25 protein-coding genes, 1 tRNA gene and 1 pseudogene are annotated in these 24,600 nt (G+C 61.0%); 9 read left to right on the forward strand and 18 right to left on the reverse strand.

Annotated elements, in window-relative coordinates:
• Window positions 1-24: 24 nt before the first annotated feature.
• The 3 genes from ribA to ribD all read left to right on the forward strand — a co-directional run bounded on the left by ribA (window position 25) and on the right by ribD (window position 3,589).
• The gene (ribA, locus tag PVE35_RS17900; RefSeq protein ID WP_074675557.1) at window positions 25-630 is read left to right on the forward strand and encodes a GTP cyclohydrolase II; all 606 of its coding nucleotides are present in this window, start codon (window positions 25-27) and stop codon (window positions 628-630) included.
• Between the two features lie 18 nt (window positions 631-648).
• Complete coding sequence (locus PVE35_RS17905) at window positions 649-2,337, forward strand: WD40 repeat domain-containing protein (protein WP_277372562.1); 1,689 nt, start codon at window positions 649-651, stop codon at window positions 2,335-2,337.
• Window positions 2,338-2,452: 115 nt separating this feature from the next.
• Window positions 2,453-3,589 carry a bifunctional diaminohydroxyphosphoribosylaminopyrimidine deaminase/5-amino-6-(5-phosphoribosylamino)uracil reductase RibD gene (gene ribD / locus PVE35_RS17910; RefSeq protein WP_277372563.1) on the forward strand — a complete coding sequence of 379 codons (1,137 nt, stop codon included), beginning with the start codon at window positions 2,453-2,455 and terminating at the stop codon, window positions 3,587-3,589.
• A 94-nt stretch (window positions 3,590-3,683) separates the two neighbouring features.
• On the opposite strand, the gene PVE35_RS17915 is transcribed toward ribD, so the two are convergent.
• The 15 genes from PVE35_RS17915 to aspS all read right to left on the reverse strand — a co-directional run bounded on the left by PVE35_RS17915 (window position 3,684) and on the right by aspS (window position 16,799).
• Window positions 3,684-3,759 (reverse strand) — tRNA-Lys (locus PVE35_RS17915).
• A gap of 58 nt (window positions 3,760-3,817) precedes the next feature.
• A complete protein-coding gene (gene queC / locus PVE35_RS17920) occupies window positions 3,818-4,492 on the reverse strand; it encodes a 7-cyano-7-deazaguanine synthase QueC (RefSeq protein WP_277372564.1) in 675 nt (224 codons plus the stop codon).
• 2 nt (window positions 4,493-4,494) lie between these two features.
• Complete coding sequence (queE, locus tag PVE35_RS17925; RefSeq protein WP_277372565.1) at window positions 4,495-5,142, reverse strand: 7-carboxy-7-deazaguanine synthase QueE; 648 nt, start codon at window positions 5,140-5,142, stop codon at window positions 4,495-4,497.
• A gap of 1,220 nt (window positions 5,143-6,362) precedes the next feature.
• Window positions 6,363-7,175 (reverse strand): tol-pal system protein YbgF, encoded by an 813-nt coding sequence (ybgF, locus tag PVE35_RS17930; protein ID WP_268178466.1) that lies wholly within the window; start codon window positions 7,173-7,175, stop codon window positions 6,363-6,365.
• Window positions 7,176-7,181: 6 nt separating this feature from the next.
• Window positions 7,182-7,682 (reverse strand): peptidoglycan-associated lipoprotein Pal, encoded by a 501-nt coding sequence (gene pal, locus PVE35_RS17935; RefSeq protein ID WP_268178467.1) that lies wholly within the window; start codon window positions 7,680-7,682, stop codon window positions 7,182-7,184.
• A gap of 55 nt (window positions 7,683-7,737) precedes the next feature.
• Window positions 7,738-8,991 carry a Tol-Pal system beta propeller repeat protein TolB gene (gene tolB / locus PVE35_RS17940; protein ID WP_277374905.1) on the reverse strand — a complete coding sequence of 418 codons (1,254 nt, stop codon included), beginning with the start codon at window positions 8,989-8,991 and terminating at the stop codon, window positions 7,738-7,740.
• A gap of 44 nt (window positions 8,992-9,035) precedes the next feature.
• Window positions 9,036-10,031, reverse strand: a complete 996-nt coding sequence (gene tolA / locus PVE35_RS17945; RefSeq protein ID WP_277372566.1) for a cell envelope integrity protein TolA — start codon at window positions 10,029-10,031, stop codon at window positions 9,036-9,038.
• Window positions 10,031-10,483 carry a protein TolR gene (gene tolR / locus PVE35_RS17950; RefSeq protein ID WP_268178469.1) on the reverse strand — a complete coding sequence of 151 codons (453 nt, stop codon included), beginning with the start codon at window positions 10,481-10,483 and terminating at the stop codon, window positions 10,031-10,033. The genes tolA and tolR overlap by 1 nt, the downstream gene beginning before the upstream one ends.
• A gap of 27 nt (window positions 10,484-10,510) precedes the next feature.
• Entirely contained in the window at window positions 10,511-11,206 is a 696-nt protein-coding gene (gene tolQ, locus PVE35_RS17955) for a protein TolQ (RefSeq protein WP_268178470.1), read from the reverse strand.
• A gap of 2 nt (window positions 11,207-11,208) precedes the next feature.
• A complete protein-coding gene (gene ybgC / locus PVE35_RS17960) occupies window positions 11,209-11,661 on the reverse strand; it encodes a tol-pal system-associated acyl-CoA thioesterase (RefSeq protein ID WP_268178471.1) in 453 nt (150 codons plus the stop codon).
• Between the two features lie 53 nt (window positions 11,662-11,714).
• Window positions 11,715-12,767, reverse strand: a complete 1,053-nt coding sequence (ruvB, locus tag PVE35_RS17965) for a Holliday junction branch migration DNA helicase RuvB (protein ID WP_277372567.1) — start codon at window positions 12,765-12,767, stop codon at window positions 11,715-11,717.
• A 101-nt stretch (window positions 12,768-12,868) separates the two neighbouring features.
• On the reverse strand, window positions 12,869-13,474 hold the full coding sequence (ruvA, locus tag PVE35_RS17970) for a Holliday junction branch migration protein RuvA (protein ID WP_268178473.1): 606 nt from the start codon (window positions 13,472-13,474) through the stop codon (window positions 12,869-12,871).
• A 21-nt stretch (window positions 13,475-13,495) separates the two neighbouring features.
• Window positions 13,496-14,020 carry a crossover junction endodeoxyribonuclease RuvC gene (gene ruvC / locus PVE35_RS17975; RefSeq protein ID WP_268178474.1) on the reverse strand — a complete coding sequence of 175 codons (525 nt, stop codon included), beginning with the start codon at window positions 14,018-14,020 and terminating at the stop codon, window positions 13,496-13,498.
• 152 nt (window positions 14,021-14,172) lie between these two features.
• Window positions 14,173-14,922, reverse strand: a complete 750-nt coding sequence (locus PVE35_RS17980; protein ID WP_277372568.1) for a YebC/PmpR family DNA-binding transcriptional regulator — start codon at window positions 14,920-14,922, stop codon at window positions 14,173-14,175.
• 101 nt (window positions 14,923-15,023) lie between these two features.
• Window positions 15,024-16,799 carry an aspartate--tRNA ligase gene (aspS, locus tag PVE35_RS17985; protein WP_277372569.1) on the reverse strand — a complete coding sequence of 592 codons (1,776 nt, stop codon included), beginning with the start codon at window positions 16,797-16,799 and terminating at the stop codon, window positions 15,024-15,026.
• A 369-nt stretch (window positions 16,800-17,168) separates the two neighbouring features.
• Here aspS and PVE35_RS17990 point away from each other — a divergent pair, with 369 nt between their 5' ends.
• The 4 genes and pseudogenes from PVE35_RS17990 to PVE35_RS18000 all read left to right on the forward strand — a co-directional run bounded on the left by PVE35_RS17990 (window position 17,169) and on the right by PVE35_RS18000 (window position 19,581).
• Window positions 17,169-17,639, forward strand: coding sequence for a Dps family protein (locus tag PVE35_RS17990; RefSeq protein ID WP_268178477.1), 471 nt, complete (start codon window positions 17,169-17,171; stop codon window positions 17,637-17,639).
• Window positions 17,640-17,736: 97 nt separating this feature from the next.
• Entirely contained in the window at window positions 17,737-18,804 is a 1,068-nt protein-coding gene (locus tag PVE35_RS17995; RefSeq protein ID WP_268178478.1) for a GGDEF domain-containing protein, read from the forward strand.
• 144 nt (window positions 18,805-18,948) lie between these two features.
• A pseudogene (locus tag PVE35_RS25475) lies at window positions 18,949-19,218 on the forward strand (cold shock domain-containing protein membrane protein); the annotation flags it as partial.
• 120 nt (window positions 19,219-19,338) lie between these two features.
• The gene (locus PVE35_RS18000) at window positions 19,339-19,581 is read left to right on the forward strand and encodes a cold-shock protein (protein ID WP_268184357.1); all 243 of its coding nucleotides are present in this window, start codon (window positions 19,339-19,341) and stop codon (window positions 19,579-19,581) included.
• A gap of 59 nt (window positions 19,582-19,640) precedes the next feature.
• Here the strand turns inward: PVE35_RS18000 and PVE35_RS18005 are convergent, their stop codons facing one another.
• Window positions 19,641-19,847, reverse strand: a complete 207-nt coding sequence (locus tag PVE35_RS18005) for a SlyX family protein (protein WP_268178479.1) — start codon at window positions 19,845-19,847, stop codon at window positions 19,641-19,643.
• Window positions 19,844-20,275, reverse strand: coding sequence for an HIT domain-containing protein (locus tag PVE35_RS18010; protein ID WP_277372570.1), 432 nt, complete (start codon window positions 20,273-20,275; stop codon window positions 19,844-19,846). Before PVE35_RS18010 ends, PVE35_RS18005 begins: the two co-directional genes overlap by 4 nt.
• Window positions 20,276-20,946: 671 nt before the next feature.
• Here PVE35_RS18010 and PVE35_RS18015 point away from each other — a divergent pair.
• Complete coding sequence (locus PVE35_RS18015) at window positions 20,947-22,245, forward strand: OprD family porin (RefSeq protein WP_268178483.1); 1,299 nt, start codon at window positions 20,947-20,949, stop codon at window positions 22,243-22,245.
• Between the two features lie 84 nt (window positions 22,246-22,329).
• On the opposite strand, the gene PVE35_RS18020 is transcribed toward PVE35_RS18015, so the two are convergent.
• A complete protein-coding gene (locus PVE35_RS18020) occupies window positions 22,330-22,737 on the reverse strand; it encodes a PaaI family thioesterase (protein WP_268184359.1) in 408 nt (135 codons plus the stop codon).
• 126 nt (window positions 22,738-22,863) lie between these two features.
• Between PVE35_RS18020 and PVE35_RS18025 the strand changes: the two genes are divergently transcribed.
• Window positions 22,864-24,579, forward strand: coding sequence for a proline--tRNA ligase (locus PVE35_RS18025; RefSeq protein ID WP_268178485.1), 1,716 nt, complete (start codon window positions 22,864-22,866; stop codon window positions 24,577-24,579).
• The last annotated feature ends 21 nt before the right edge of the window (window positions 24,580-24,600 follow it).

Consider the following 24,600-nt stretch of genomic DNA (forward strand, 5'->3'; position numbering starts at 1 on the left):
TACCTGTTTCCAGAGAGATTCGCTATGTGTGCATACCGTATAAGAAATTGCGTCGAAATCCCGATCCTGCCCAATGGCCATGTAGGAAAGTTCTTTTCCTTCGATGGGCTTGAATCCCCCGAAGAACATGTCGCCATCGTCATGGGTTCCCTGGAGCAGGAGTCACCTCTGGTCAGAGTGCACTCTGAATGCCTGACGGGCGATATTTTTGGCTCCCATCGCTGCGACTGCGGCGCCCAGTTGAACGAAGCCCTGGAGCGCATGAGCGAAGAAGGCGGCGTGCTGCTCTATCTACGCCAGGAAGGCCGGGGCATCGGGCTGTACGCCAAGCTGGCCGCCTACCGCCTACAGGACGGCGGGCTGGATACCTTCGAGGCCAATCGCCAACTGAGCTTCCCCGATGACGGCCGCGACTTCACCGTCGCGGCGCAGATGCTCGCGGCGCTGGGTGTCAAACGCTGCCGCCTGATGACCAACAACCCGGAAAAGGTCAAGGCGCTGCACGCCTTCGGCCTGCAGGTCGACGAGGTGATTCCCACGGGCATCTTCGTGACCGCGCACAACCGTAACTACCTGCTGGCCAAAGCCCAGAAGAAGAATCACGCCATCAAGCTCGATCTGCCGGTTTGACATACAAGGAGTTCTGCGATGAAACATTTTGCCCCCATCAGCGGCATCGCCAGTTTTCAGGAGCGCTACATCGCCACTGCTGGTTATGACAACCAGGTCATCCTGTGGGATGCCCAGACCAAGCAAGCCATCCACCGGGTCTTCCACGACCACCTCGCCAACCAGTGCGCCTTCAGCCCGGACGGCAAACTGCTGGTCAGCGCCAGCAGCGACTACAGTGCCCGCATCTGGGAAGTCCCGAGCATGCGCTTGAAAGCGGCGCTCATCGGCCATGAGGACGATGTCGAAATGGCTGTCTTCAACCCAGCCGGCGATACCGTCTCCACCTGCTCACGGGATCACACGATCCGTCTGTTCGATGTCGCCAGCGGCCAATGCCGTCATGTGCTGCGCGGCCACCAGGCCGATGTCATTTCGGTGAGCTGGGCAGCCGACGGCGCCAGCCTGGTTTCCAGCAGCGACGACGGCACCATTCGCCGCTGGGACGTCCAGCGCGGTGTTCAGATCGAGAGCATCGACCTGGGCGGAGTGGAAACCGACACCATCGCCCTGGCCAGCGACGGCACCATCTTCGCCGGTGACGATGAAGGACGCCTGACCCTCATCGACAAGAGCGGCCAGCGTCGTCATCAGGCCCATGCCGCCGGGGTCAAGCGAGTCGTCTGGGATGATCGCAAACGCTGGTTGATCAGCCTCAGCTACGATCGCTCGGTGGTGCTCTGGCACGCACTCGGCAACGGTGAGCTGAGGAAACTCGCCGAAAGCTCCCTGCCCAATCTCATCTGGCCACGTAGCTGCACCTTTCTCGGCGAACGGCATATCGCCTTCGTCACCTTCGGTTCGTCCTACGGCGTGTGGAACCACGTCACCAACGAATGGGATCTCGATGGCATCGAGCAGGCCATCAGTCTGAATGCCGTCGCCGTGCATCAAGGCAATACCTACGCCATCGGCGATGCCGGCCTGTTGCTGGTCAACGGCAAGCCAAGCACCCTGATCGGCAGCCTGTGCAATTTCCTCCTGCCCTTTGGCGACACCATTCTGACCGGTGGCCAGATGGGCCAGGTGTTCGATGCGGTGAGCGGTAAGATGATCTACCAGCACCGCTCGCCACTCAATTGCGGCACCGCCTTCATGCGCGCCGGTAAACCGCACGCGGCAATCGGTACCTATACCGGCGAGGCCCTGGTGTTTGCCTTCGATGACAAGGGCGAAGTGGCCTATCAGGGCGAGATCCTGATGCACGACAACGCGATCAAAGGCATATCCGCCGACGAGGAATACCTTTTCAGCGTTTGCGCCAATACGGCCGCCGCCTTCCATCGGATTTCCGACTTCACCGAGCATGCCTACAACGAGCTTGCCCATGAACGCATCTCCAATGCCTGCACCACCATCGAGGGTGGCTTCGCCAGCGTTGGACGGGATCTCAAGCTGCGTCTCTGGCGTGCCGGCAAGAGCGAGGTGTTCAAGACCCCGCACCTGCACTCGGTCAAATGCATCGCCGCTTCACCGGACCGCAAGCTGATCGCCACCGGCAGCTATGGTGGCACGGTGGCATTGTTCGACCTGGAAACGCAGCGCTGGATCACCCAGCGCAAACCCACCACCAGTGGCATCTCCTGCATCACCTACTCGCCGGAGACGGAAACCTTCATCGCCAGCTCCTACGACGGGCATCTGTACCCCATCGAGGCTCGAGCCTGAAACGCCACCCGCCTGCGGGGTGCAAGCACCTCGCAGGCACCACGCACCCTGCGCCGCCCCGGCAGCGCAGGCATGGATCACTGCAATGTATTTCACCGAAACAGATCGACGCTGCATGTCCCGTGCTCTGGAGCTGGCCAGCCGAGGACGTTACAGCACCCATCCCAACCCTCGTGTGGGCTGTGTCCTTGAGCACGAGGGGCGGATCATCGGCGAAGGTTGGCACCAGCGGGCAGGTGACCCCCATGCCGAAGTCTTCGCCTTGCAACAGGCCGGTGCCGCGGCAAAAGGCGCTACCGCCTACGTCACGCTCGAGCCGTGCGCCCACTATGGGCGTACCCCGCCTTGCAGCCTGGCCTTGATCGAGGCCGGTATCCGCCGCGTCGTGGTGGCTTGCCAGGACCCCTTCCATAAGGTCGATGGCAATGGCCTGCGACTGCTGCGCGAGGCGGGTATCGAGGTGGACGTGGGTTTGCTGCGCGAAGAGGCGGAAGAGCTCAACCTGGGCTTTCTCTCCAACGCTCGGCGCGGTCGGCCCTGGGTGCGCCTGAAATATGGCATGAGCCTGGATGGACGTACCGCCCTGGCCGATGGTGAATCCAAATGGATCACCAGCGAGGCCTCCCGACATGACGTGCAGCTATGGCGACAAGCCAGCTCGGCCATTCTGACCAGCAGCGCAACCGTACTGGCGGACAACCCGCAACTGACCGTGCGCATCCCTTTCGATCATCCGGTACCGCCGGTGAAACGAATCGTGCTGGATCGCTGGTCGCGCGTCCCGGTGCAGGCCAGGGTATTCGACACCCAGGCCCCGACCCTCGTCGCCCATCGTTACGACAACCCTCCCGCCACGGATCTGGCTGATCACGTCGAGCGCTTGCCGCTGCTGGCCAGGGATGACGAGAAGATGCTCTGGGAGTTGATGGAGGTGCTTGGCAACCGCTCCATCCACGACCTGTTCGTCGAAGCGGGAGCTCGCCTGGGCGGAGCGCTGATCAGGGCCGGCCTGGTCGACGAGCTGCTGCTCTATGTAGCGCCACGCTTGCTGGGAGCCAATGCCAGGCCCTTGGTCGAAGGCTTGTCGCCAGATTCCCTCGCACTGGCCCCGGGCTTCGAGCTGTACGAATGCACGCAGCTCGGCGAGGACGTGAGGTTGCGTTTGCGTGCCAAGGCGCAGGGCATCGAACAGCACAGAGCACAGGCCTGGGTAGCCGCCGATGAAATCGGCTCGCTCAGGCAGGCAAGATGATAAGGAGGCGCAGAAACAAAAAAGTCCGCCTGCAAGGGCGGACTTCTCTGTGCTGGGACTAGCCAGTGAAAAGACTGGAAATCCCTGAAAAGGATGGTGGGTCGTGTAGGATTCGAACCTACGACCAATTGGTTAAAAGCCAACTGCTCTACCAACTGAGCTAACGACCCAAGGCGAGGCGCATGATACTGATTTAATTCAGGAAATCAACACTTCGCGAAAACTTTTTCAGCAGTAGCGGGTAGCATCGGGCACACCAGCAGCGGCGAACCCGGCGGCGCGTAGGCGACAACTGTCGCACTTGCCACAGGCGCGGCCATCCTCGTCGGCCTGGTAGCAGGAGACGGTCAACGCATAATCCACACCCAGACGCATGCCAGCCTGGATGATCTCGCCCTTGCTCATCTGCTGCAGCGGCGCGCAAATATTGAAGCCCTGCCCCTCCACGCCCGCCTTGGTGGCGAGGTTGGCCATGCGCTGGAAAGCCTCGACGAACTCCGGGCGGCAATCAGGGTAGCCCGAGTAATCCACCGCGTTGACGCCAATGAAGATATCGCGCGCCCCGAGCACCTCCGCCCACCCCAAGGCCAGAGCAAGGAACACCGTGTTACGGGCCGGCACGTAGGTAACCGGGATGCCCTCGCCTGGGGCTTCGGGCACCGCGATACTGGCATCGGTCAGCGCCGAGCCGCCGATACCGTTGAGGTTCAGGCCGATGACCTTGTGCTCGATCACGCCCAACTGCCTGGCCACACGCTCGGCCGCCTGCAGCTCGGCGCGATGACGCTGGCCATAGTCGAAACTCATGCTGTAGCAGGTGTAGCCTTCAGCCTTGGCCATGGCCACCACGGTGGCCGAATCCAGGCCACCGGAGAGGAGGATGACCGCTTTCTTCTCGTTCATGTTCAGTGTCCCGGCTCGTCGTTCCAGAGAATCTTGTGCAGTTGCAGTTGCAGGCGTACCGGCAGGTTGTCCGCCACTATCCAATCGGCCAGCGCGCGGGCATCGACCTGCTTGTGGCTGGGCGAGAACAGCACCTCACCGGCGCGCGCGGCCAGGTCGTGCTCGATCAGCTTGGAAACCGCCCAGTCGTAATCCTCGCGCGAGCAGATGACGAACTTGACCTGGTCGTTGCGCGTCAGCCACTGGATGTTCTCATAGCGGTTGCGCTGCATTTCGGCCGAGCCAGGTGTCTTCAGGTCGAGCACCTTGCTGACCCTGGAATCGACCCTGGAGACATCGAGCGCGCCGCTGGTTTCCAGCGACACCTCATAACCGGCCTCGCACAGGCGAGCGAGCAAGGGGATGCAATTGGGCTGGGCCAATGGCTCGCCGCCCGTGACGCAGACATAACGCGGCCGGTAGGCGGCCACTTGTTCGAGGATGCTATCGAGCGTGACGATCTCGCCGCCACTGAAGGCATAGGCGGTGTCACAGTACTGACAGCGCAGGGGGCAGCCGGTCAGGCGCACGAATACCGTCGGCAAGCCGGCGGTACGCGTCTCCCCCTGCAACGAGTAGAAAATCTCGGTGATGCGCAGGGTTTCTTGCATGGTAGCCACGGGCGTGATGACGAAACAGGCCATCCGCCTCCGTTGCGTTGAAGGAAAGGAGCATCGCTACGGAGCAATGCTCGATGAAGCCGTGCGGCAAGGACATCAGCCGAGCTGAAACCCTGCCACGCAAACAGCGCCGCATTCTAATGGAAGTCGGTGAACGCGGACAAAAAATCGTCGGGAGTGCTTTTTAACGGGTTCTTCGCGGAATCTCGGGAAAGTCAGTATTGACACCGGACTGGCAAGTTTGTGTGTTGTTTGGTGTTCTGGGCGCCGCTTCGGTGTGTTCGGAAACTCTTTGTTTCGCCCCCTCGGGCGACTCACTTTTCTTTGAAGTGCGCAAAGAAAAGTAAGCAAAAGAAACGCACCCCCGCCATCCGGCCCCGGCTGCGCCGGGGTTCGTTCGTTCCATCATTGCTCCGAGGGCCCGCCGCGAAGGGCCATCCCTGGCCAGTCGCGGCTCTCGCGGCATCCATGCCGCTCAACCCTCTACACAACGATTCCACTCACCCTCCTGAAGGGGGACATTAGCGCGCCTGAGCGAACTGGCATTCCAAGCTACGCCCGGCGTGTTCTGGTAACGATGAGGCCAGGATATGGCCACCGGGTTAAACCCAAACTTTCATTTTCGCAGTTTCATTCGCTTGAATAGCTTGCCGGCTTTCAGCCGTCATTCTGGTCAGCCCTAAGGCTGACCCATGCTCAAGCACTCCGCACTAAATTCTGGGTTACCGCAGGTTCAGGCGCGTGCAGAGCCCGCCCAGGAGGGCGAACGGAATCGCCGTGGAAGAGGTTGAGCGACATGGATGTCGCGACGACTGCATGGATGCAGGAGGTAGAGCGACGCAGGATGCCAAAGCCGAGAGCCGCGATGGCCGGGGCCGCCTAGGTAGGGATGGCCCACCGCGGCGGGCCTCTGGAGCGGCGATGGAGTGAGCGAACCCTGGCGCAGCCAGGGCCGGATGAAAGGGCGGAGGTTTTGGTTACTTTGCCCGCAAAGTGACTCGCCCGGGAGGGCGAAACCAGAAACATCAGCAAAAACGCGGCAATTCGGAACAGACACCAGAACAACTCACACCGTATTGCCAGTCCGGTGTCAGCCAGGCATCCCCCCTGAAAATGCGATGAACCTTTTAACGTCGCTGTGCGATGGCCGCCAGATGCCAGGCCACAAGAAAAACCCGCGACAGGCGCGGGTTCTTGGCAAGCGTTCAGGCTTACAGGCGTTGCAGGTCGCGTTGCGCCAACTGCGCAGCCGAACTGCCCGGATACTGGGCGATGACCTGCTGGAGAATGCCACGCGCCTTGTCGTTGTGGCCCAGACGCCGCTCGACATCGGCCAGCTTGAACAGCGAATCCGGCACCTTGGCATGGTTCGGGTAAGCCTGGCTGACCTTGGCGAAGGCCTGACCTGCGGCCTGCAGATCCCCCTTGGCCAGGTTCACTTCGCCCAGCCAGTATTGCGCGTTACCGGCGTACTGGCTGTTGGGGTAGCGATTGAGGAAGGCGGTGAACGCTTGCGACGCCTTGTCGAAGTCCTTGGCCTTGATCAGGTCGAAGGCGGCCTCGTAGTAGAGTTTTTCCTTGGCCGGGTCACCCGGCTCGGCGCTGGCCTGCTGCTGAGCAGCCGGCGGCGGCGTCGGCGTGCCACTGGCGTTGTTCGTGCCAGTGGTAGGAGAATTCTGTGCGGGAGCACCGGCAGCAGCACCGGCGGAAATACGTTGATCCAGATCCTGGTAACGCTCCAGACCTTCCTGCTTGAGGCGCTGGATTTCATTCTGCTGCTCTTCGACCATACCCCGCAGTTGCGCCAGTTCCTGCTGCAACTGTTGAAGCTGATTGAACAGCATGCCCTGCGCCGAGACGGGCGCTTGCGCGCCCGCCCCGACGGAGGCGCCAGCCGTACCATAACCCGCCGGTGGATAGCTGCTCCCTTGCATGGAGCTGCTATCCAGTACGGGAACCTCAGCCATTGCCGCAAGCGGCAAGGCCAGTGCCAGAAGGGTCAGAGTACGGCGGCAGTTCAGCATGGCAAATTACTTGCGCAGCTCTACGCGACGGTTCTGAGCCCAGGACTGCTCGTCGTGGCCGGTAGCGACCGGACGCTCTTCACCGTAGGACACCAGTTCCAGCTGAGCCGGGGAAACGCCCTGCAGAACCAGGTAGCGCTGAACGGCCTTGGCACGACGCTCGCCCAGAGCCATGTTGTACTCGCGGGTGCCGCGCTCGTCGGTGTGACCTTCCAGAACGACACGGTTGCCGTTGGCTTTCAGATCCTTGGCGTGTACGTCCAGAGCGCGCATGGCTTCGGGCTTCAGGTCGGAGCTGTCGAACTCGAAGTAGAAAGTGGTGATAGCGCGCAGAGCGGCTTCTTCGCTCAGGCTGCCGTCCATGCCAGCGTTGGCGTTGGCATCGTAGCCAGCGTTCGGGTCGACCGCGCCTTCGCCAGTAGCGTCACCGCCTTTGGAGGAGCAACCTACGGCAACGGCGAGAGCCAGGGACAGTGCAGCGAACTTACCGAATTTCAGCATTTCCATCATGTAACTCCTAAAGAACCCCAGTGTGTTAAGCAATTAAGGTAAAGCACCGCAATCAGTTCAGGTAAGGGGACCAAGAAGGCTCTCGAACTTCGCCTTGAGCGGTAGGAAGAGGGAGCCTCACGCGTCCATTGGTGGACGCCAACATCAAGACTCCCCGGCCCTGCTGGCGGGTGGCGTAGATTAGCATGGTGCCATTGGGCGCAACAGTGGGCGACTCATCCAAACTTGTGTCGGAAAGAATCCGCAGGCGGTTGGTTTCCAGATCCTGAGCGGCCACCTTGAACACGGTGAAACCCTCCTGACGATGGATCATCACCAGCAACTTTTCATCCGCCGAAAGTTTCGGGTTGGCGTTGTAGTTGCCGACGAAGGTCACACGTTCCACCGCACCTGAATTGACATTGGTTTTGTAGATCTGCGGCTTGCCAGCCCGATCCGAGGTGAAGTACAGGGTCTGACCGTCCTTGCCCCAGAAAGGTTCGGTATCGATGGCATAGTGGTTGGTCACCCGGCGCATCTGCCGGCTGCCCAGATCCATCACGTAGATTTCCGGGTTGCCGTCCTTGGACAGCACGAAGGCCAGGCGCGAACCATCCGGCGACCAGGCCGGCGCGCCATTGAGCCCCTCGAAGTTGGTGATCTGCTCACGGCGACCGGTGTCAATGTGTTGCACGAAGATACGCGGACGACGCTGTTCGAACGAAACATAGGCGATACGACGGCCATCCGGTGCGAACGACGGCGACAGGATCGGCTCGCGCGACTGCAGCAGGGTCACCGCACGCGCACCATCGTAGTCGGAGCGTTGCAGGGTGTAGCGAGTGTTGTTGGCACCGAAGCGCTCGGCAGTCACGTAGAGCAGTTTGGTGGCGAACGCCCCCTTGACCCCGGTGAGTTTCTCGAACGACTGGTTGGCGATATGGTGGGCCATGTCGCGCAGTTGCTCGGTGCCGCCGCCGACATTACCGGTCATCAACTGCTGCTCGGTGGCAACATTGAACAGCGCGTACTGCACCTGCAGGCGACCGCCGTTGGGCACGACGTTGCCGACCAGCACATACTGCGCGCCGAGGGCTTTCCAGTCACGGTAGATGACTTCGCTGGCCTGGGTCGGCAAGCTGATCATGTTCTGCCGCGGGATCGGCTCGAAATAGCCTGAGTTGCGCAGGTCATTACCGACAATTTCGGCCATGTCCTGCGGCAGGACGCTGCCGCCTTGCCAGCCGAAAGGCACCACGGCGATGGGGATTGCACGATCGGCCCCACTCGTTACTAGGATATTTTTTTCTTCTGCCCAGACATTCATTGAAATGCATGTGATCAGCAAGAAAAATGTTTGCATCAGCTTTTTCACAGCGACAGATCCTCTGGTGTGAATGTCATTTTGAATGAGCGATAAGGTGCGAAATCAGCTGCCGGTATTTCTCGCATCTCGGGAATGCGACCGACAGCGCGTACCGCTGAAACCGCCGAACTATCAAACGCACTGTCCCCACTCGATCGAGATACAGAGGCATTGGTGATAGTTCCATCAGGCAACATGTTGATTTGAATCACGACACTCATTCCATTACGCGCAGATGGCGGACGGCTCCAGCTTTCAGACACTAGGCGTCGGATCAAATCGTCGTAGCTACCGGCAACTTGGTCACCGTGTGTATCGGCAATAGTTTGCTGCCTTTCTACGTTGTCCGACAGCAAGTCAGCCAGGGCTGCTGCCTTCTGATCCTCGGCCGCCTTGCGCTTGGCTGCCTCGGCTTTCTTCTTGGCCTCCTCGGCCGCCTTTTTCTTCGCTGCTTCGGCAGCGGCCTTCTTCTTGGCCTCTTCCGCCGCTTTCTTCTTCGCTTCTTCGGCTGCCTTTTTCTTGGCTTCCTCGGCGGCTTTCTTCTTCGCCTCTTCCTCGGCGCGCTTCTTGGCGATATCGGCCTGGCGTTTCTGCTCGGCGGCCTTCTCGGCCTCCGCCTTCTTCGCCGCTTCGGCCTTGGCCGCCTCAGCTTTGGCCTGTTCGGCCTTTCGAGCCTCCTCGGCCTGCTTTTGTTCCTCGGCCTTCTTGGCCGCCGCCACCTTCTGTTCCTCGGCTTTCTTCTGTTCCAGACGCTCGGTCTCGAACTGCGGTGCCGAGGTCTTCTGCGCCTCGCCAGCGATCTTCTGCGTGGTCTGGGTGGTGGCCTGGCTTTGCGACTTGAGCTGATAGAGCGTGGCCTGCACCACCGGACGCGCCGGCGGCAGCTCAGGCGAGAAGGCGAAGCTGACGAACAGCATGGCGAACATCAGGACGTGCAAGCCCACGGCCCAGACGATGGGCCAGAAGTAGCTTTCCGATTGCGGACGCTCGGGCTGCTGCATCAGGGGGCCTCGGTGATCAAGCCGACGTTGCCCACGTCGGCCTGCTGCAGACCGCCCATGGCCGCCATCACGGTGCCGTAATCCACGGATTTGTCGCCGCGCACGAACACTTGCACCTTCTTACCCTGACGACGGTTCTCGGCAATGATCGCCGAGACGGCCTGGGTCATCTGTGCCAGCGTGGAGGCACGCTCCTGCTCGGTGTCGATGTCCACTTCGCTGCCCATGTTCCAGTAATAGGTCTTGTCGGCCTTGATGGAGATGGTCAGCACCTGGGCGTCATTATCCTGCGGCAGCACCTCGCTGCTGACCTTGGGCAGCTCGACCTTGACGCCCTGGTTGAGCATCGGCGCGGTGACCATGAAGATGACCAGCAGCACCAGCATCACATCGATGTAGGGCACCACGTTCATCTCGGCGACCGGTTTGCGTCTGTTGCGAATTCTCGCCATGGTTAAAACCTGTCCTCTTCGCTCGCCTTAGTCTTCCGAGGTGTGCACCTTGCGGTGCAGGATGGCCTGGAACTCGTCGGCGAAGGTGTAATAACGGCCGATCAGCATTTCACCGCGTGCGGAGAAGCGGTTGTAGGCGATCACCGCCGGAATGGCCGCGAACAGACCGATGGCGGTGGCGATCAGCGCCTCGGCGATGCCCGGCGCGACAGTGGCCAGGGTGGCCTGCTGCACCTGCGCCAGGCCACGGAAAGAGTTCATGATGCCCCATACGGTGCCGAACAGACCAATGTAAGGACTGGTGGAGCCGACGGTGGCCAGGAACGGCAGCGCGGTTTCCAGCTTCTCCTCCTCACGGGAGATGGCCACGCGCATGGCACGGGCGACGCCGTCCATCACCGCATCGGGGTCGACGCCCGGCTGCTGACGTAGGCGGGAGAACTCCTTGAAGCCAGCACGGAAGATCTGCTCCAGACCCGAGTCCGGATCGGGATTGCTACCAGCCTGGCGATACAGCTTGGACAGGTCGATACCGGACCAGAAACGATCCTCGAAGTTGTCCAGCGCGCGTTTGGCCGCGCGTATGGCGTTGCTGCGCTGAAAGATCATCACCCAGGAAATGATCGATGCACTCACCAGGGTGAGCATCACCAGCTGCACCACAAAGCTGGCGTTGCTGATCAGACTCCACATCGACATATGGTCAACGGCGTTGGCTTCCACGCTTACTCTCCTGCTGCAATTTGACCGGACACCTGGGAACCGGCGAACGCTTGGCGCATCGGTTCGGGTATGGCCCGGGGCTTCAAGTTGTCGGTGCGCACACAGGCCACCAGGAACTGCCCTTCGCAGAGCAGCACATCATCCGCAGCTCGCCTGACCTGTTGACGAAAACGCAGGCTGGCACGGTTCAATTCGATCACATCGGCGCTGATCAACAGCTCGTCGTCCAGGCGTGCCGGCGCGTGGTAGCGCGCTTCGGCCGAATGCACGACGAACAACAGGCCCTCACCAGCCAGCGTCGACTGGGCATAACCCAGCTCACGCAGACGCTCGGTGCGAGCCCGTTCCATGAATTTGAGGTAATTGACGTAGTAGACGATGCCACCGGCGTCGGTGTCCTCGTAGTAGACACGACAACGATGACGAAACGGCTGGACTCCGTTTTGCGAGGGCATACTCTAGTCCCGCCTCCGAGACTTGCCAATCCGGGTCGGTAACAATTTTTTCGTCATGGCTCACCTGCTGAGAAAAGATCAGGCGCCGGCGACTCGCCAAGGCGCTTGGGAATGTTCAGGCCGAAGTGCAGATAGGCATGGCGGGTGACCACCCGCCCACGTGGGGTACGCATCATATAGCCCTGCTGGATCAGGTAGGGCTCCAGCACGTCTTCGATGGTGTGGCGCTCTTCGCCAATGGCGGCGGCCAGACTGTCGAGGCCCACCGGGCCACCGTCGAACTTCTCGATCATGGCCAGCAGCAGGCGGCGGTCGGAGTGATCGAAGCCGTGCTCGTCGACATCCAGCAGGTTCAGCGCCTGGTCGGCAATGGCCTGGGATATCTGCCCATTACCACGCACCTCGGCGAAATCGCGCACGCGACGCAGCAGACGGTTGGCGATACGCGGCGTGCCACGCGCGCGACGGGCGATTTCGTAGGCGCCCTTGGCCTCGATGGGCAGGCCGAGAATCCCGGCGGAACGCGAGACGATGGTGGCCAGGTCGTCGATGCCGTAGAACTCAAGGCGCTGAACGATGCCGAAGCGATCACGCAGCGGATTGGTCAGCATGCCGGCACGAGTGGTGGCACCGACCAGGGTAAAGGGTGGCAGATCCAGCTTGATCGACCGCGCGGCGGGCCCTTCGCCGATCATGATGTCGAGCTGGAAGTCTTCCATGGCCGGATACAGCACTTCCTCGACCACCGGGGAAAGACGGTGAATCTCGTCGATGAACAGCACATCGCCGCTTTCCAGATTGGTCAGCAGCGCGGCCAGATCCCCCGGGCGTTCCAGCACCGGGCCGGAGGTGCTCTTGATCGAGCTGCCCATTTCCTCGGCGATGATGTTGGCCAGGGTGGTCTTGCCCAGACCGGGCGGGCCGAAGATCAGCGTATGGTCGAGCGCCTCTGCCCTACCCCGGGCAGCCTGGATGAACAGCGACATCTGCTCGCGCACCACCGGCTGGCCGATATAGTCGGCCAGGCGCAAGGGGCGAATGGCCCTGTCCTGCTGTTCTTCACGCTCTCGCGGGCTGGCGGTGATCAGGCGATCGGCTTCGATCATCGAAGGGTTCCACTAAGAGTCCGTTGAATTGCAATGCAGGGTGGAAAACCGCGCAGCGTTTTCCACCAAAAAGCCGGTGGATGAAAAAGGCGTCATCCACCCTATGCCATGCCGCGCAAGGCGCGACGAATCAGATCTTCACTGCTCAAGCCATCCTCCTTGACCGCTGCGACTGCCCGGCTGGCCTCCTGCGGCTTGTAGCCCAGGGATATCAGGGCACTGACGGCGTCATTCTCCGCGCTTGAGACTGCCTGAGCCAGTTGAGGTTCAACGACCAGGGGCGCGATGGACGGGATCGACTCCCAGGCCTTGAAGCGATCCTTGAGCTCCACCAGCAAGCGCTCGGCGGTCTTCTTGCCGACCCCCGGCACCTTGACCAGCACGGCGGTATCCTGCGCCTGCACGCAACGCACCAATTCGTCCACCTCCAACCCGGACATCAAGGCCAAGGCCAGCTTGGGGCCGACGCCGTTGAGGCGAATCAGTTCACGAAACAGCTCACGCTCGCGCTTCTCGAAAAAGCCGTAGAGCAGGTGCGCATCCTCGCGTACCACCTGATGGGTATGCAGGGTGACCGGCTGGCCCACAGCAGGCAGACGATAAAGGGTGGTCATCGGCACTTCCAGCTCATAACCGACGCCATTCACATCCAGAAGCAAATATGGCGGCTGTTTTTCCGCCAGGGTGCCGCGCAAACGTCCGATCACCAGCGCTTTCCTTCAATCCGATTACAAACGAAGACGACCGCCACGCCGCTTGGCGCCAGCCAGTCCATGGGGAATGAGACTCTGCCGGTGGTGGGCGTGACACAGGGCGATACCCAGGGCATCAGAGGCGTCGATCTGCGGCTTCTGCACCAGCCCCAGCAGGTGCATGACCATCATCTGCACCTGTTGCTTGTCCGCCGCGCCAGTGCCGACCACCGCCTGCTTGACCTGGGTGGCGGTGTATTCACTGACCTCCAGCCCCGCCTCCACCGCCGCGACTATGGCCGCGCCACGGGCCTGGCCGAGCTTGAGGGCCGAATCGGCATTGCGCGCCATGAACACCTGCTCGATACCCATGGTCACCGGCCCATGGCTACGGATCACCTCGCTGACGCCGCGAAAGACGATCTGCAGGCGCTCGGCCAGCGGCCCGTTGCCAGTGCGAATGCAACCGGAAGCCACGTACTCGCAGCCGCGCCCGGTGTCGCGTACCACGCCATAGCCGGTGATGCGCGAGCCGGGGTCGATGCCTAGGATCAGGGTCATGTCAGCAACTGTCTATTTATCCAGTTGGCGAGTATACGGGGCACTCCGCATGCCGTCATCCGTGACGCGCCATCAATCATGAAAAAGCCGGAAGCACTGCACAGCGCTTCCGGCTTCCTCGTTCGTGGCCCGGATCGCATCCGGGCTACACCTCAGCCGAGCTGTTCCATGATCTCGTCGGCCACTTCGGCGTTGTGGTAGACGTTCTGCACGTCATCCAGGTCTTCGAGCATGTCGATCAGCTTGAACACCTTCTGCGCAGTTTCCAGATCGCCGATCGGTGCACTGATCGAGGGGATCATGGCGATTTCCGCCTCCTCGCCCTTGAAGCCGGCAGCGCTCAGCGCCTCGTTCACCGCGTGGAACTCGGTGAAGCTGGTGGAGACCATGGCAGAGCCGTCTTCGCCCATCTCCACATCATCGGCACCCGCTTCCAGCGCCGCTTCCATCAGCGCGTCCTCATCGACGCCCGGCGCGAAGCTGATCTGCCCCTTGCGCTCGAACATGTAGGCCACCGAACCATCGGTGCCGAGGTTGCCACCGCACTTGCTGAAGGCATGCCGTACTTCGGCGGCGGTACGGTTGCGGTTGTCGGTCATCACTTCGACGATGATGGCCACGCCACTCGGGGCGTAACCTTCGTAGCTGAACTCGATGACGTTGTCGGCTTCGTTGTTGCCGGCGCCACGGGCGATGGCGCGGTCGATCACATCACGCGACATGTTGTTGGTCAGCGCCTTGTCCACGGCCAGGCGCAGACGCGGGTTGTCCGCCGGAATCGGGCCGCCGTGCTTGGCGGCGACCGTCAGCTCACGAATCAACTTGGTGAAGATCTTACCCCGCTTGGCATCCTGACGACCCTTGCGGTGCTTGATATTGGCCCATTTGGAATGACCAGCCATAACTCACTCCTATCAACTTCTAAGCTGCAAGCCGCAAGCTACAAGCCTCAAGTAAAAGCTCTTGCAGCCTGAAGCTTGCCGCTTGCCGCTTGCCGCTGCCTTTATTCCGCTTTGGGTTGCTCGCGCAGGCGGATGTGCAGCTCACGCAGCGACTTGGCATCCACCACACCCGGTGCCTGGGTCATGACACAGGCGGCGCTCTGGGTTTTCGGGAAGGCGATCACTTCGCGGATCGATTGCGCACCGGTCATCAGCATCACCAGGCGATCCAGGCCGAAGGCCAGGCCACCATGGGGCGGCGCGCCGAACTTCAGCGCATCGAGGAGGAAGCCGAACTTCTCTTCCTGCTCCGCTTCGCTGATGCCCAGCACCTCGAAGACCGCCTGCTGCATCTTCTTGTCGTGGATACGGATGGAACCACCACCCAACTCGGTGCCATTGAGCACCATGTCGTAGGCCCGCGACAGCGCCGCACCCGGGTTGGCCTTGAGTTCTTCCGGGCTGCACTTGGGCGAGGTGAAGGGGTGGTGCATGGCGGTAAGGCTGCCGTCGTCGTTTTCCTCGAACATCGGGAAGTCGACGACCCACAGCGGCGCCCATTCGCAGGTAAGCAGATTCAGGTCATGACCGAGCTTGATACGCAGCGCGCCCAGTGCTTCGGACACGATCTTGGCCTTGTCGGCGCCGAAGAACACGATGTCGCCGTCGACCGCACCGACGCGGTCGAGGATGACGTTGATGTTGTCCAGCGGGATGTTCTTGACGATCGGCGACTGCAAGCCTTCGACGCCAGCGGCGCGCTCGTTGACCTTGATGTAGGCCAGACCCTTGGCACCGTAGATGCCGACGAACTTGGTGTAGTCGTCGATCTGCTTGCGCGGCATGCTCGCCCCGCCCGGAACGCGCAGCGCGGTGACGCGGCATTTCGGATCGTTGGCCGGGCCCGCGAAGACCTTGAATTCCACGTCCTTGAGCTGGTCTTCAACGTCCACCAGCTCCAGCGGAATACGCAGATCCGGCTTGTCCGAACCGAAACGGCGCATGGCTTCGGCCAGGGTCATGTGCGGCAGTTCGCCGAACTCGACGTCCAGCACTTCCTTGAACAGGTTGCGCACCATGGTCTCGGTGATGTCCATGATGTCCTTTTCATCGAGGAAGCTGGTCTCGATGTCGATCTGGGTGAATTCCGGCTGGCGGTCGGCCCGCAGGTCTTCGTCACGGAAGCACTTGGCGATCTGGTAGTAGCGGTCGAAGCCGGCCACCATCAGCAGTTGCTTGAACAACTGCGGCGACTGCGGCAGGGCGAAGAAGCTGCCGGCATGGGTGCGGCTCGGCACCAGGTAATCACGCGCACCTTCCGGGGTGGCGCGGGTCAGGATCGGCGTTTCCACATCGAGGAAGCCGTTGTCGTCCAGGTAGCGGCGAATGCTCGAGGTGATGCGCGAACGCAGCTTGAGCTTCTCGGCCATTTCCGGGCGACGCAGGTCGATGAAGCGGTAGCGCAGGCGGGTTTCCTCGCCGACGTCGGTGTACTCGTTGAGCGGGAACGGCGGGGTTTCCGCCTCGTTGAGCACGTCCAGCTCGTAGCCCAGCACCTCGATGGCACCGGACGCCATGTTCGGGTTCACCGCACCGGCCGGGCGCAGGCGTACCTTGCCGGTGATCTTGACCACGTACTCACTGCGCACGCGGTCGGCCTTGGCGAAGGTCTCGGCACGATCCGGGTCGAACACCACCTGGGCCAGGCCTTCACGATCACGGATATCGAGGAAGATCACCCCACCATGGTCACGGCGACGGTGTACCCAGCCGCAAAGGGTGATTTCCTGGCCATCCAGGCTCTCGTTCAACTGGCCGCAATAGTGGCTGCGCATCATGATCGTGGTTCGCTTCTCTAATTAGGTCTTGGACAGGTCAGGTCTTGCCCTGCGCACTCAGGCCAGGAGCAACGCCGGCCACACGCCTTGGCGCACACCCGGCTTTGACAAAGGGCGGGATTATATCGCCTAAATTGACAGGACGCAGCCGCCAGTGCAGCACACCGCGACAGATCGACCGGAGCCAGGCGCAACATAGCCACCCTCGATGAGCAGCCAAAGGCATGCGGGCAATGAACTCCAGGCCATCGATAGCCTCTAAGCATGCACTCGATTGATACAAGCCCAAACCGGCTCGCCCGCCCTCCGTGATAGGCTTGCCCCATTAACTGAGGCAAGACATCCCGAGCCATACCACAGGAGAAGAGAATGGACATCAACATCGGAATCGCCGAACAGGATCGTGCCGCCATCGCCGAGGGTCTCTCGCGCCTGCTGGCCGACACCTACACGCTGTATCTGAAGACCCACAATTTCCACTGGAACGTCACCGGCCCGATGTTCAACACCCTGCACCTGATGTTCGAGGGGCAGTACACCGAGTTGGCGCTGGCGGTGGACGCCATCGCCGAGCGTATCCGGGCACTGGGCTTCCCGGCGCCAGGCACTTATGCCGCCTACGCCCGCCTGTCCTCGATCAAGGAAGAGGAAGGCGTACCGAGCGCCGAGGGCATGATCAAGCAACTGGTCGAAGGCCAGGAGGCCGTGGTGCGTACCGCTCGCGGGATCTTCCCGCTGCTGGACAAGGTCAGCGACGAACCCACTGCCGACCTGCTGACCCAGCGCATGCAGGTGCACGAGAAGACCGCCTGGATGCTGCGCAGCCTGCTGGCGGTATGAGTTTCTACAAGGCCCGGCTCGCCGGGCCTTTTCATTAGCCGATTGCAATCCATCTGCTCTATGCTGTGTATCTATGTCGCCAAGCGCCTGTGCACGCATGTCCCAGATACCGAAGCCCCCCACTCTCCTCGAACTGTACCCCGAGGAAACACGCACTGCGGCTGCACTCCTCAAGCAAGCCGTACCTCTGATGATGCGCCATGACATTCCGCCAAGCCCCGTGCACTATGCGCTGTGGTACACCTACAGCCGTGGCGAGAACACTGAGCTGAACAAGCGCCTGAACAGAATCGTCGAGGATTTCGACGCCTTCCCGGGAGAGGTCGCGCGCAAGTTGTTCCGCGAACACATCATCCATGGCGAACTCGAAGAGGCGCGCGCTGGACAGCAGCAAGTCATCGAACTGGTGGACGACATAGAAGGTGACGTCTCGCGCAGCGTGACCAGCAGCCAACACTACCAGCTAAGCCTGGCCCAGAGTCTGAGCGCCCTGCACGAGCCCCTCATCGAAGACCTGCCTGGCGTGATCGGTGAGCTGCAGGAAAGCACGCAGCAGATGCAGGATCAGCAGCAACAACTGCTTTACAAGCTGCGCGCCGCCCAAAGCGAAATACAGCACCTGCGCAACCAACTGGAACGCGCCCAACTGGCCGCCACCCTCGACAGCCTGACCCACCTGCTCAACCGCCAGGCATTCACGCGCCTGCTCGAACAGGCACTGAACGAGTCCACGGACGGATTGACCCTGATCATGCTGGATATCGATCACTTCAAGCAGTTCAACGACCAGTATGGCCACCCACTGGGTGACCGCGTGCTGCAGCACGTCGGTCGTCTGCTGCGCGAGAACTTGCCCAATCGAGCCTTTGCCGCTCGCTACGGCGGCGAGGAATTCTGCGTGGTCTTGCGCGAGTGCCAGAGCCTCGAAGCAGCCCGGCACTTTGCCGAGCACCTGCGCAACAAGATGCACGGCCTGCGAGTCAAGGTGCGCAGCACCGACCAGGTACTCGACAGCATCACCGCCTCCTTCGGCTTCGCCCTGGCCATGGCAGGCGACGGCCTGGAAAGCCTGCTCACACGCGCCGACGACGCGCTCTACCAAGCCAAGCGCAATGGCCGCAACCAGGTTCACCCACGCATAGACGAAAGTACGCTAAGCGCTTGATTTGAGTAGCCCCATCCTTTGCGGTTAAATAGCTTCGCTAGCCGCACTCTCGATCCGCAGCGGCAAGCAATCTGGCAAAAACGGCTTGCGCCGCCCTCTGTTATTCACCAGCACCTCGTCATTCAATCAGTGAGTTACTCAAACATGTTGAAAATCGCCCATCTCCTGGTGGGGCTCGCCGCCCTGCTACTGTCGCTCTTTTCCGGTATTTCCGCCCCGCAAGGCCTCCTGGGCACGCCCGATGCGCTGTACCTGGCACTGATCGCCCTACTCAACCTGACCCTGGCCCCAGTACAGAGCAACGCCACCAGCACGCTACGCCAACAACTGCAAGGTCTCGCCTCTGCCCTGCTGATTCTCGCCGCCGTACTGCAGGCATTGGTGCTGCTGGCACCGCTGCCGAGCATTGGCGGCCATCCCGCCATCTGGCTGAGCCTGCTGATCACCTTCGCCGCCGTCACTCTGCACCTGGCCTGCCAGTTACCAGCCGCGGCGAGTGCCCCCGCCATTCGCATCAGCACACGCGATGAGGCCGTGGCACACAGTGCCCCGCAAGAAGACCGCGAAACCGGCACGGTCAAGTGGTTCAACACCTCCAAGGGTTTTGGCTTCATCTCCCGCGATTCCGGCGAAGACATCTTCGTGCACTTTCGCGCCATTCGCGGTGAAGGTCACCGTGTGCTGGTAGAGGGGCAACGCGTGGAATTCTCGGTCATGCAGCGCGACAAGGGCCTGCAAGCCGAAGACGTGATCGCTGCAGCACCCTCGCGCCACTGACCCTCAAGCACCAGAAAACAAGAAGCCCGCGAATCGTCGCGGGCTTCTTGTTTTAAAACTCAGTAATGTGGCGGTGGCGCCTCGCTCTCGATCACCCCCACCTGCCCCTGCAACTCCTCCTGACGCCGCGCCAGAGCCGCCAACTGCAACTGCAGGCGCTCAATACGCCGCTGCTGCTCGACCAGCTCATCGTTGAGCGCCTGAATCGTGTCGTCCTGAAAGGCCAAGCGGCTCTCCAGTTCGGTAATGCGTGCTTCCAGACTCATGCGTCCTCCTCGGCGAAACGAAAGTCCTCGGTCAGAACCAGGCGCAGCTTGCCCTTGAGCGCCTCGACCTGCGCGGAGGTATAGGGTACTGCCGCATGCCTACCCCAGACAGGGGCCGGCCAGGCAATATCATCGCGACGGCGCACGATCACGTGCATATGCAACTGGCTCACCATATTGCCCAGCGTCGCCACGTTCATCTTGTCGGCAGCGAAGGTGTCCTTGAGCGTTTCGGCCAGCCAGGTGGTTTCCTGCCAGAGCTGGCGCTGATCCTCGGCATCGAGCTGGAACAGCTCGCTGACCTCCTCACGCCTTGGCACGAGAATGAACCAGGGATATTGCGCGTCATTCATCAGCAACAGACGCGACAACGGAAAGTCCCCCAGCAGCAGGCAGTCCTGCTGCAAACGCGAATCCAGGCTGAACATGGCAGCACTCCTCTGGCGATAACCTGCACAGTTTGACATCGAGGCATCGCCCCGAGCCACAAGGCGCGCAGCATACGCAGCCTGCCCCGACAGGTCACCTCGAAAAGAGCGCACCAACAGAATGCACCCACGTCACGAGCGCGCACCATTTTGTTTCCTTGGGTAATACCTCCTGCTACCTCGTTACCAGCAAAAGCCTACCCCCGGTAGCCAAGGCCTGACCGAGTGAACCGAGCAACACCCATGCCCCACGCCAGCAGACCAACGCAGCTCATGAAAATAGAGCCAAACGTGACGAAATTCCCGCTTTACACCCGGATGCCTCCACGAGAATCAACGGATTAGCCTGAGAATGCCATTTTGAGCACGACTCTTGCTAATGCACTGCACAATGCCCGGTACACCGTGCAGTCAACCAATAACAGCGGTATCCGGCACGACAGAACCGCGAGAGCGTCGGCTTGCCATAGCACGTCAAGAGCAGCTACAGATTTGCGACATCCTTCCCAACTCCATGCGACATGGAGCCACAGAAGCCGCAAGGAATAGACTGAAACTATCGCCAACACTGGTTGCGTGCTATAAGTTACCGCCGACACAAAAAGAAAGAGCCGCCCATATAACAAAAGATTGGGCAGCGCAACTCTTCCAAACCCCAAGGAGCATTCACGATGCAAGTGATGAAGTGGAGCGTAATCGCCCTGGCAGTCGCCGCGGGCACCAGCCAAATGGCCTTCGCCAGCGCGCAGTCCGAATCCAATGGATTTATCGAAGACAGCAGCTTCAACATTTTCAATCGCGCCCTGTATCACAACCGTGACTACAAAAACGGCGCTGACACCACTACTGACGGCGCCTCCAGCAAGCGCAATGGCTACAGTGAAGAGTTCGGCCTCGGCATCCGCCTGCTGTACGAATCTGGTTTCACCCAAGGCACCGTAGGTGTAGGTGTAGACGCACACTCACTGAGCAGCATCAAACTGGATAGTGGCAAAGGCCGCGCAGGTATCGGTCAGTTCTCGAAAAACGGTGATGGCCAGCCCGAGGACACTCAGAGCGAAGTTGGCGGTGCTGTCAAATTCCGTGTATCCAACACCGTATTGAAGTACGGCAACCAGATGGTCGCCAGTCCGGTATTTTCTACTGATGATGCACGTATCCTGCCTGAAGTCGCTACTGGCGCTCTGATCACCAGCAATGAGATTGAAGGCCTGGAACTAACTGCCGGTCGTTTCACTGCCCTGAGCAGCCAAACTGCAACTGGTAGGGACAGCAAGACTCAAGGGAACAGAACCCTGAAGTCAGCTAACATCGTGGGTGCCAGCTACAGCTTTACCGACAATTTCAGTGGTGCCATTCACGCATCCGATGTCGAAGATTTCTGGAAGAAGAAGTACGTTAACCTGAACTACACTCTGCCCTTCGCAGAGGAGCAGTCGATGAACTTCGACTTCAACTTCTATAAAACGGACGACGATGGCCAAGCACTCGCTGGCAAAGTCGATAATAAGATCTGGAGCCTGGCAGCAGCCTACTCTCTGGGCGCCCATACCTTCACCATCGTTCATCAGCGCTCCACCGGCGACACCGGCCATAACTATGGCATCGATGGCGGCGGTACCGTCTGGCTGGGTAACTCGGTTCAGTATTCCGATTTTAACGGCAAAGACGAGCGTTCCTGGCAAGCTCGTTACGACATCGACATGGCTGCCTATGGCGTACCGGGTCTGAGCTTCATGGCTCGCTACATCACCGGTGATAACGTCAGCTACGGCGCTGGCACTGAAGACGGCGAAGAGAACGAATTCAACTTCGAGACCAAATACGTCGTTCAAGAAGGCGCCGCTAAAGACCTGTCTTTCCGCGTTCGTAGCGCCATCTATCGCGCTAACAGCTCGCAGAATGCTAACTATGGCTCTGACAACAACGACTTCCGCCTGATCGTGGAGTACCCGCTGAGCGTTCTGTAATCCCTGCGATTACTTAACGACTCACGTAAAAATCAGCCCGGCTTTTGCCGGGCTGTTTCATTTCAGGCAGAACCCTTTCGCCAATCAACCCGGCAACACATAGGTGCCCGTGACATGGGCTACCAACTCCTCCTCGTTGCCCGCCGAATAGATAGAGACCTCACACACCGCCTGCCGCCGACTGAGGCGCAGAACGGTGGCATGCGCCAACAGATCCACCGGCCTGGGCTTGACCAGGAAATTGATATTCAGATTGGACGTCACCGCCATCTCCACACGCCCCAGGCGCCCGAGCACGACGGCATACATGGCGGCATCCCCCAGGGCCATCATGGTCGGGCCGGAAAGCGTGCCGCCCGGGCGAACCAACCTGGCGTGAAACGGCACACGCGCCACTACACCCTCGGCATCGAGCCGGTCGATGCGCAGGTCGATATCCTCCGCCATGGGCAGCCCGGCCCGAATCAGCGCCTGCACCTCTGGCGCGGTCAATGTCGACATCCTCCACTCCCCCGTACGATCACGCCAATGGGCCTGCCCACGTCCTGTACGGCACTGTGCAGGCACCGTACAATGCCGGGCTACTACACGCCCTAGCAACCGACAGAACGGCCAAACATGCGTACCAGTCAGTTCCTGCTCTCGACCCTGAAAGAAACCCCTTCCGATGCCGTGGTGATCAGCCACCAGCTGATGCTGCGTGCCGGCATGATCCGCAAGCTGGCCTCCGGCCTGTACACCTGGCTGCCGATGGGCCTGCGCGTGCTGCGCAAGGTGGAGAACGTGGTACGCGAGGAAATGAACGCCGCCGGCGCCCTGGAAGTGCTGATGCCGGCCATCCAGCCGGCCGAACTGTGGCAGGAATCCGGCCGCTGGGTGCAATACGGCCCTGAGCTGCTGCGCGTCAAGGATCGCCACGACCGCGAATTCTGCGTCGGCCCGACCCACGAGGAAGTGATCACCGAGCTGGCCCGCAACGAGCTGAACAGCTACAAGCAGTTGCCGATCAACTTCTATCAGATCCAGACCAAGTTCCGTGACGAGATCCGTCCACGCTTCGGCCTGATGCGTGGCCGCGAGTTCATCATGAAGGACGCCTACTCCTTCCATGCCGACCAGGCGTCCTTGCAGGAAACCTACGACCGCATGCACCAGGCGTACTGCAACGTCTTCACCCGCCTGGGCCTGAACTTCCGCCCGGTGCAGGCCGATACCGGCTCCATCGGTGGCACCGGCTCGCACGAATTCCATGTGCTGGCCGACTCCGGTGAGGACGATATCGCCTTCAGCGACAGCTCCGATTACGCCGCCAACATCGAAAAAGCCGAAGCGCTGCCGCGCGAGAAAAGCCGCCCGGCGCCGACCGAAGAACTGCGCCTGGTCGATACCCCGAATGCCAAGACCATCGCCGCCCTGGTCGAAGGCTTCGACCTGCCGATCGAGAAGACCATCAAGACCCTGATCGTGCACGCCGCCGAAGAAGGCAAGCTGATCGCCCTGGTGGTGCGTGGCGACCACGAACTCAACGAGATCAAGGCCGCCAACCTGGAGCAGGTCGCCAGCCCGCTGACCATGGCCAGCGATGCCGAACTGCGCGCGGCCATCGGTGCCGGTGCCGGTTCCCTCGGCCCGCTGAACCTGCCGTTGCCGGTGATCATCGACCGTTCCGTGGAGCTGATGAGCGACTTCGTCATCGGTGCCAACATCGACGACAAGCACTACTTCGGCGTCAACTGGGAGCGCGACCTGCCGGTGCCCACCGTGGCCGACCTGCGCAACGTCGTCGAAGGTGACCCCAGCCCGGATGGCCAGGGCACCCTGGTGATCAAGCGCGGCATCGAAGTCGGGCATATCTTCCAGCTCGGCACCAAGTACAGCGAGGCGATGAACTGCCAGGTGCTGGGTGAGAACGGCAAGCCGGTGACCCTGACCATGGGCTGCTACGGTATTGGCGTTTCCCGCGTGGTGGCAGCCGCCATCGAACAAAATTTCGACGAGCGCGGCATTCGCTGGAACGACGCCCTGGCACCCTTCCACATCGCCCTGATACCGCTGCGCTACGAAACCGAGCAGGTCCGCGAGGCCACCGACAAGCTCTATGCCGAGCTGACCGCCGCTGGTTTCGAGGTGCTGCTGGATGACCGCGACAAGAAGACCAGCCCCGGCATCAAGTTCGCCGACATGGAGCTGATCGGCATTCCGCACCGAGTCGTGGTCAGCGATCGTGGCCTGGCCGAGGGTAACCTCGAGTACAAGAGCCGCGCCGAGACCGAGCCGCAAGCCGTCGCCCTGGCCGATATCCTGCCCTTCCTGCAAGCCCGTATCAGCCGCTGATCACAGCGCACCGCCGAGCCA

This window comes from Pseudomonas sp. AA-38, from assembly GCF_029457475.1.
Taxonomy (GTDB): Bacteria; Pseudomonadota; Gammaproteobacteria; order Pseudomonadales; family Pseudomonadaceae; genus Aquipseudomonas.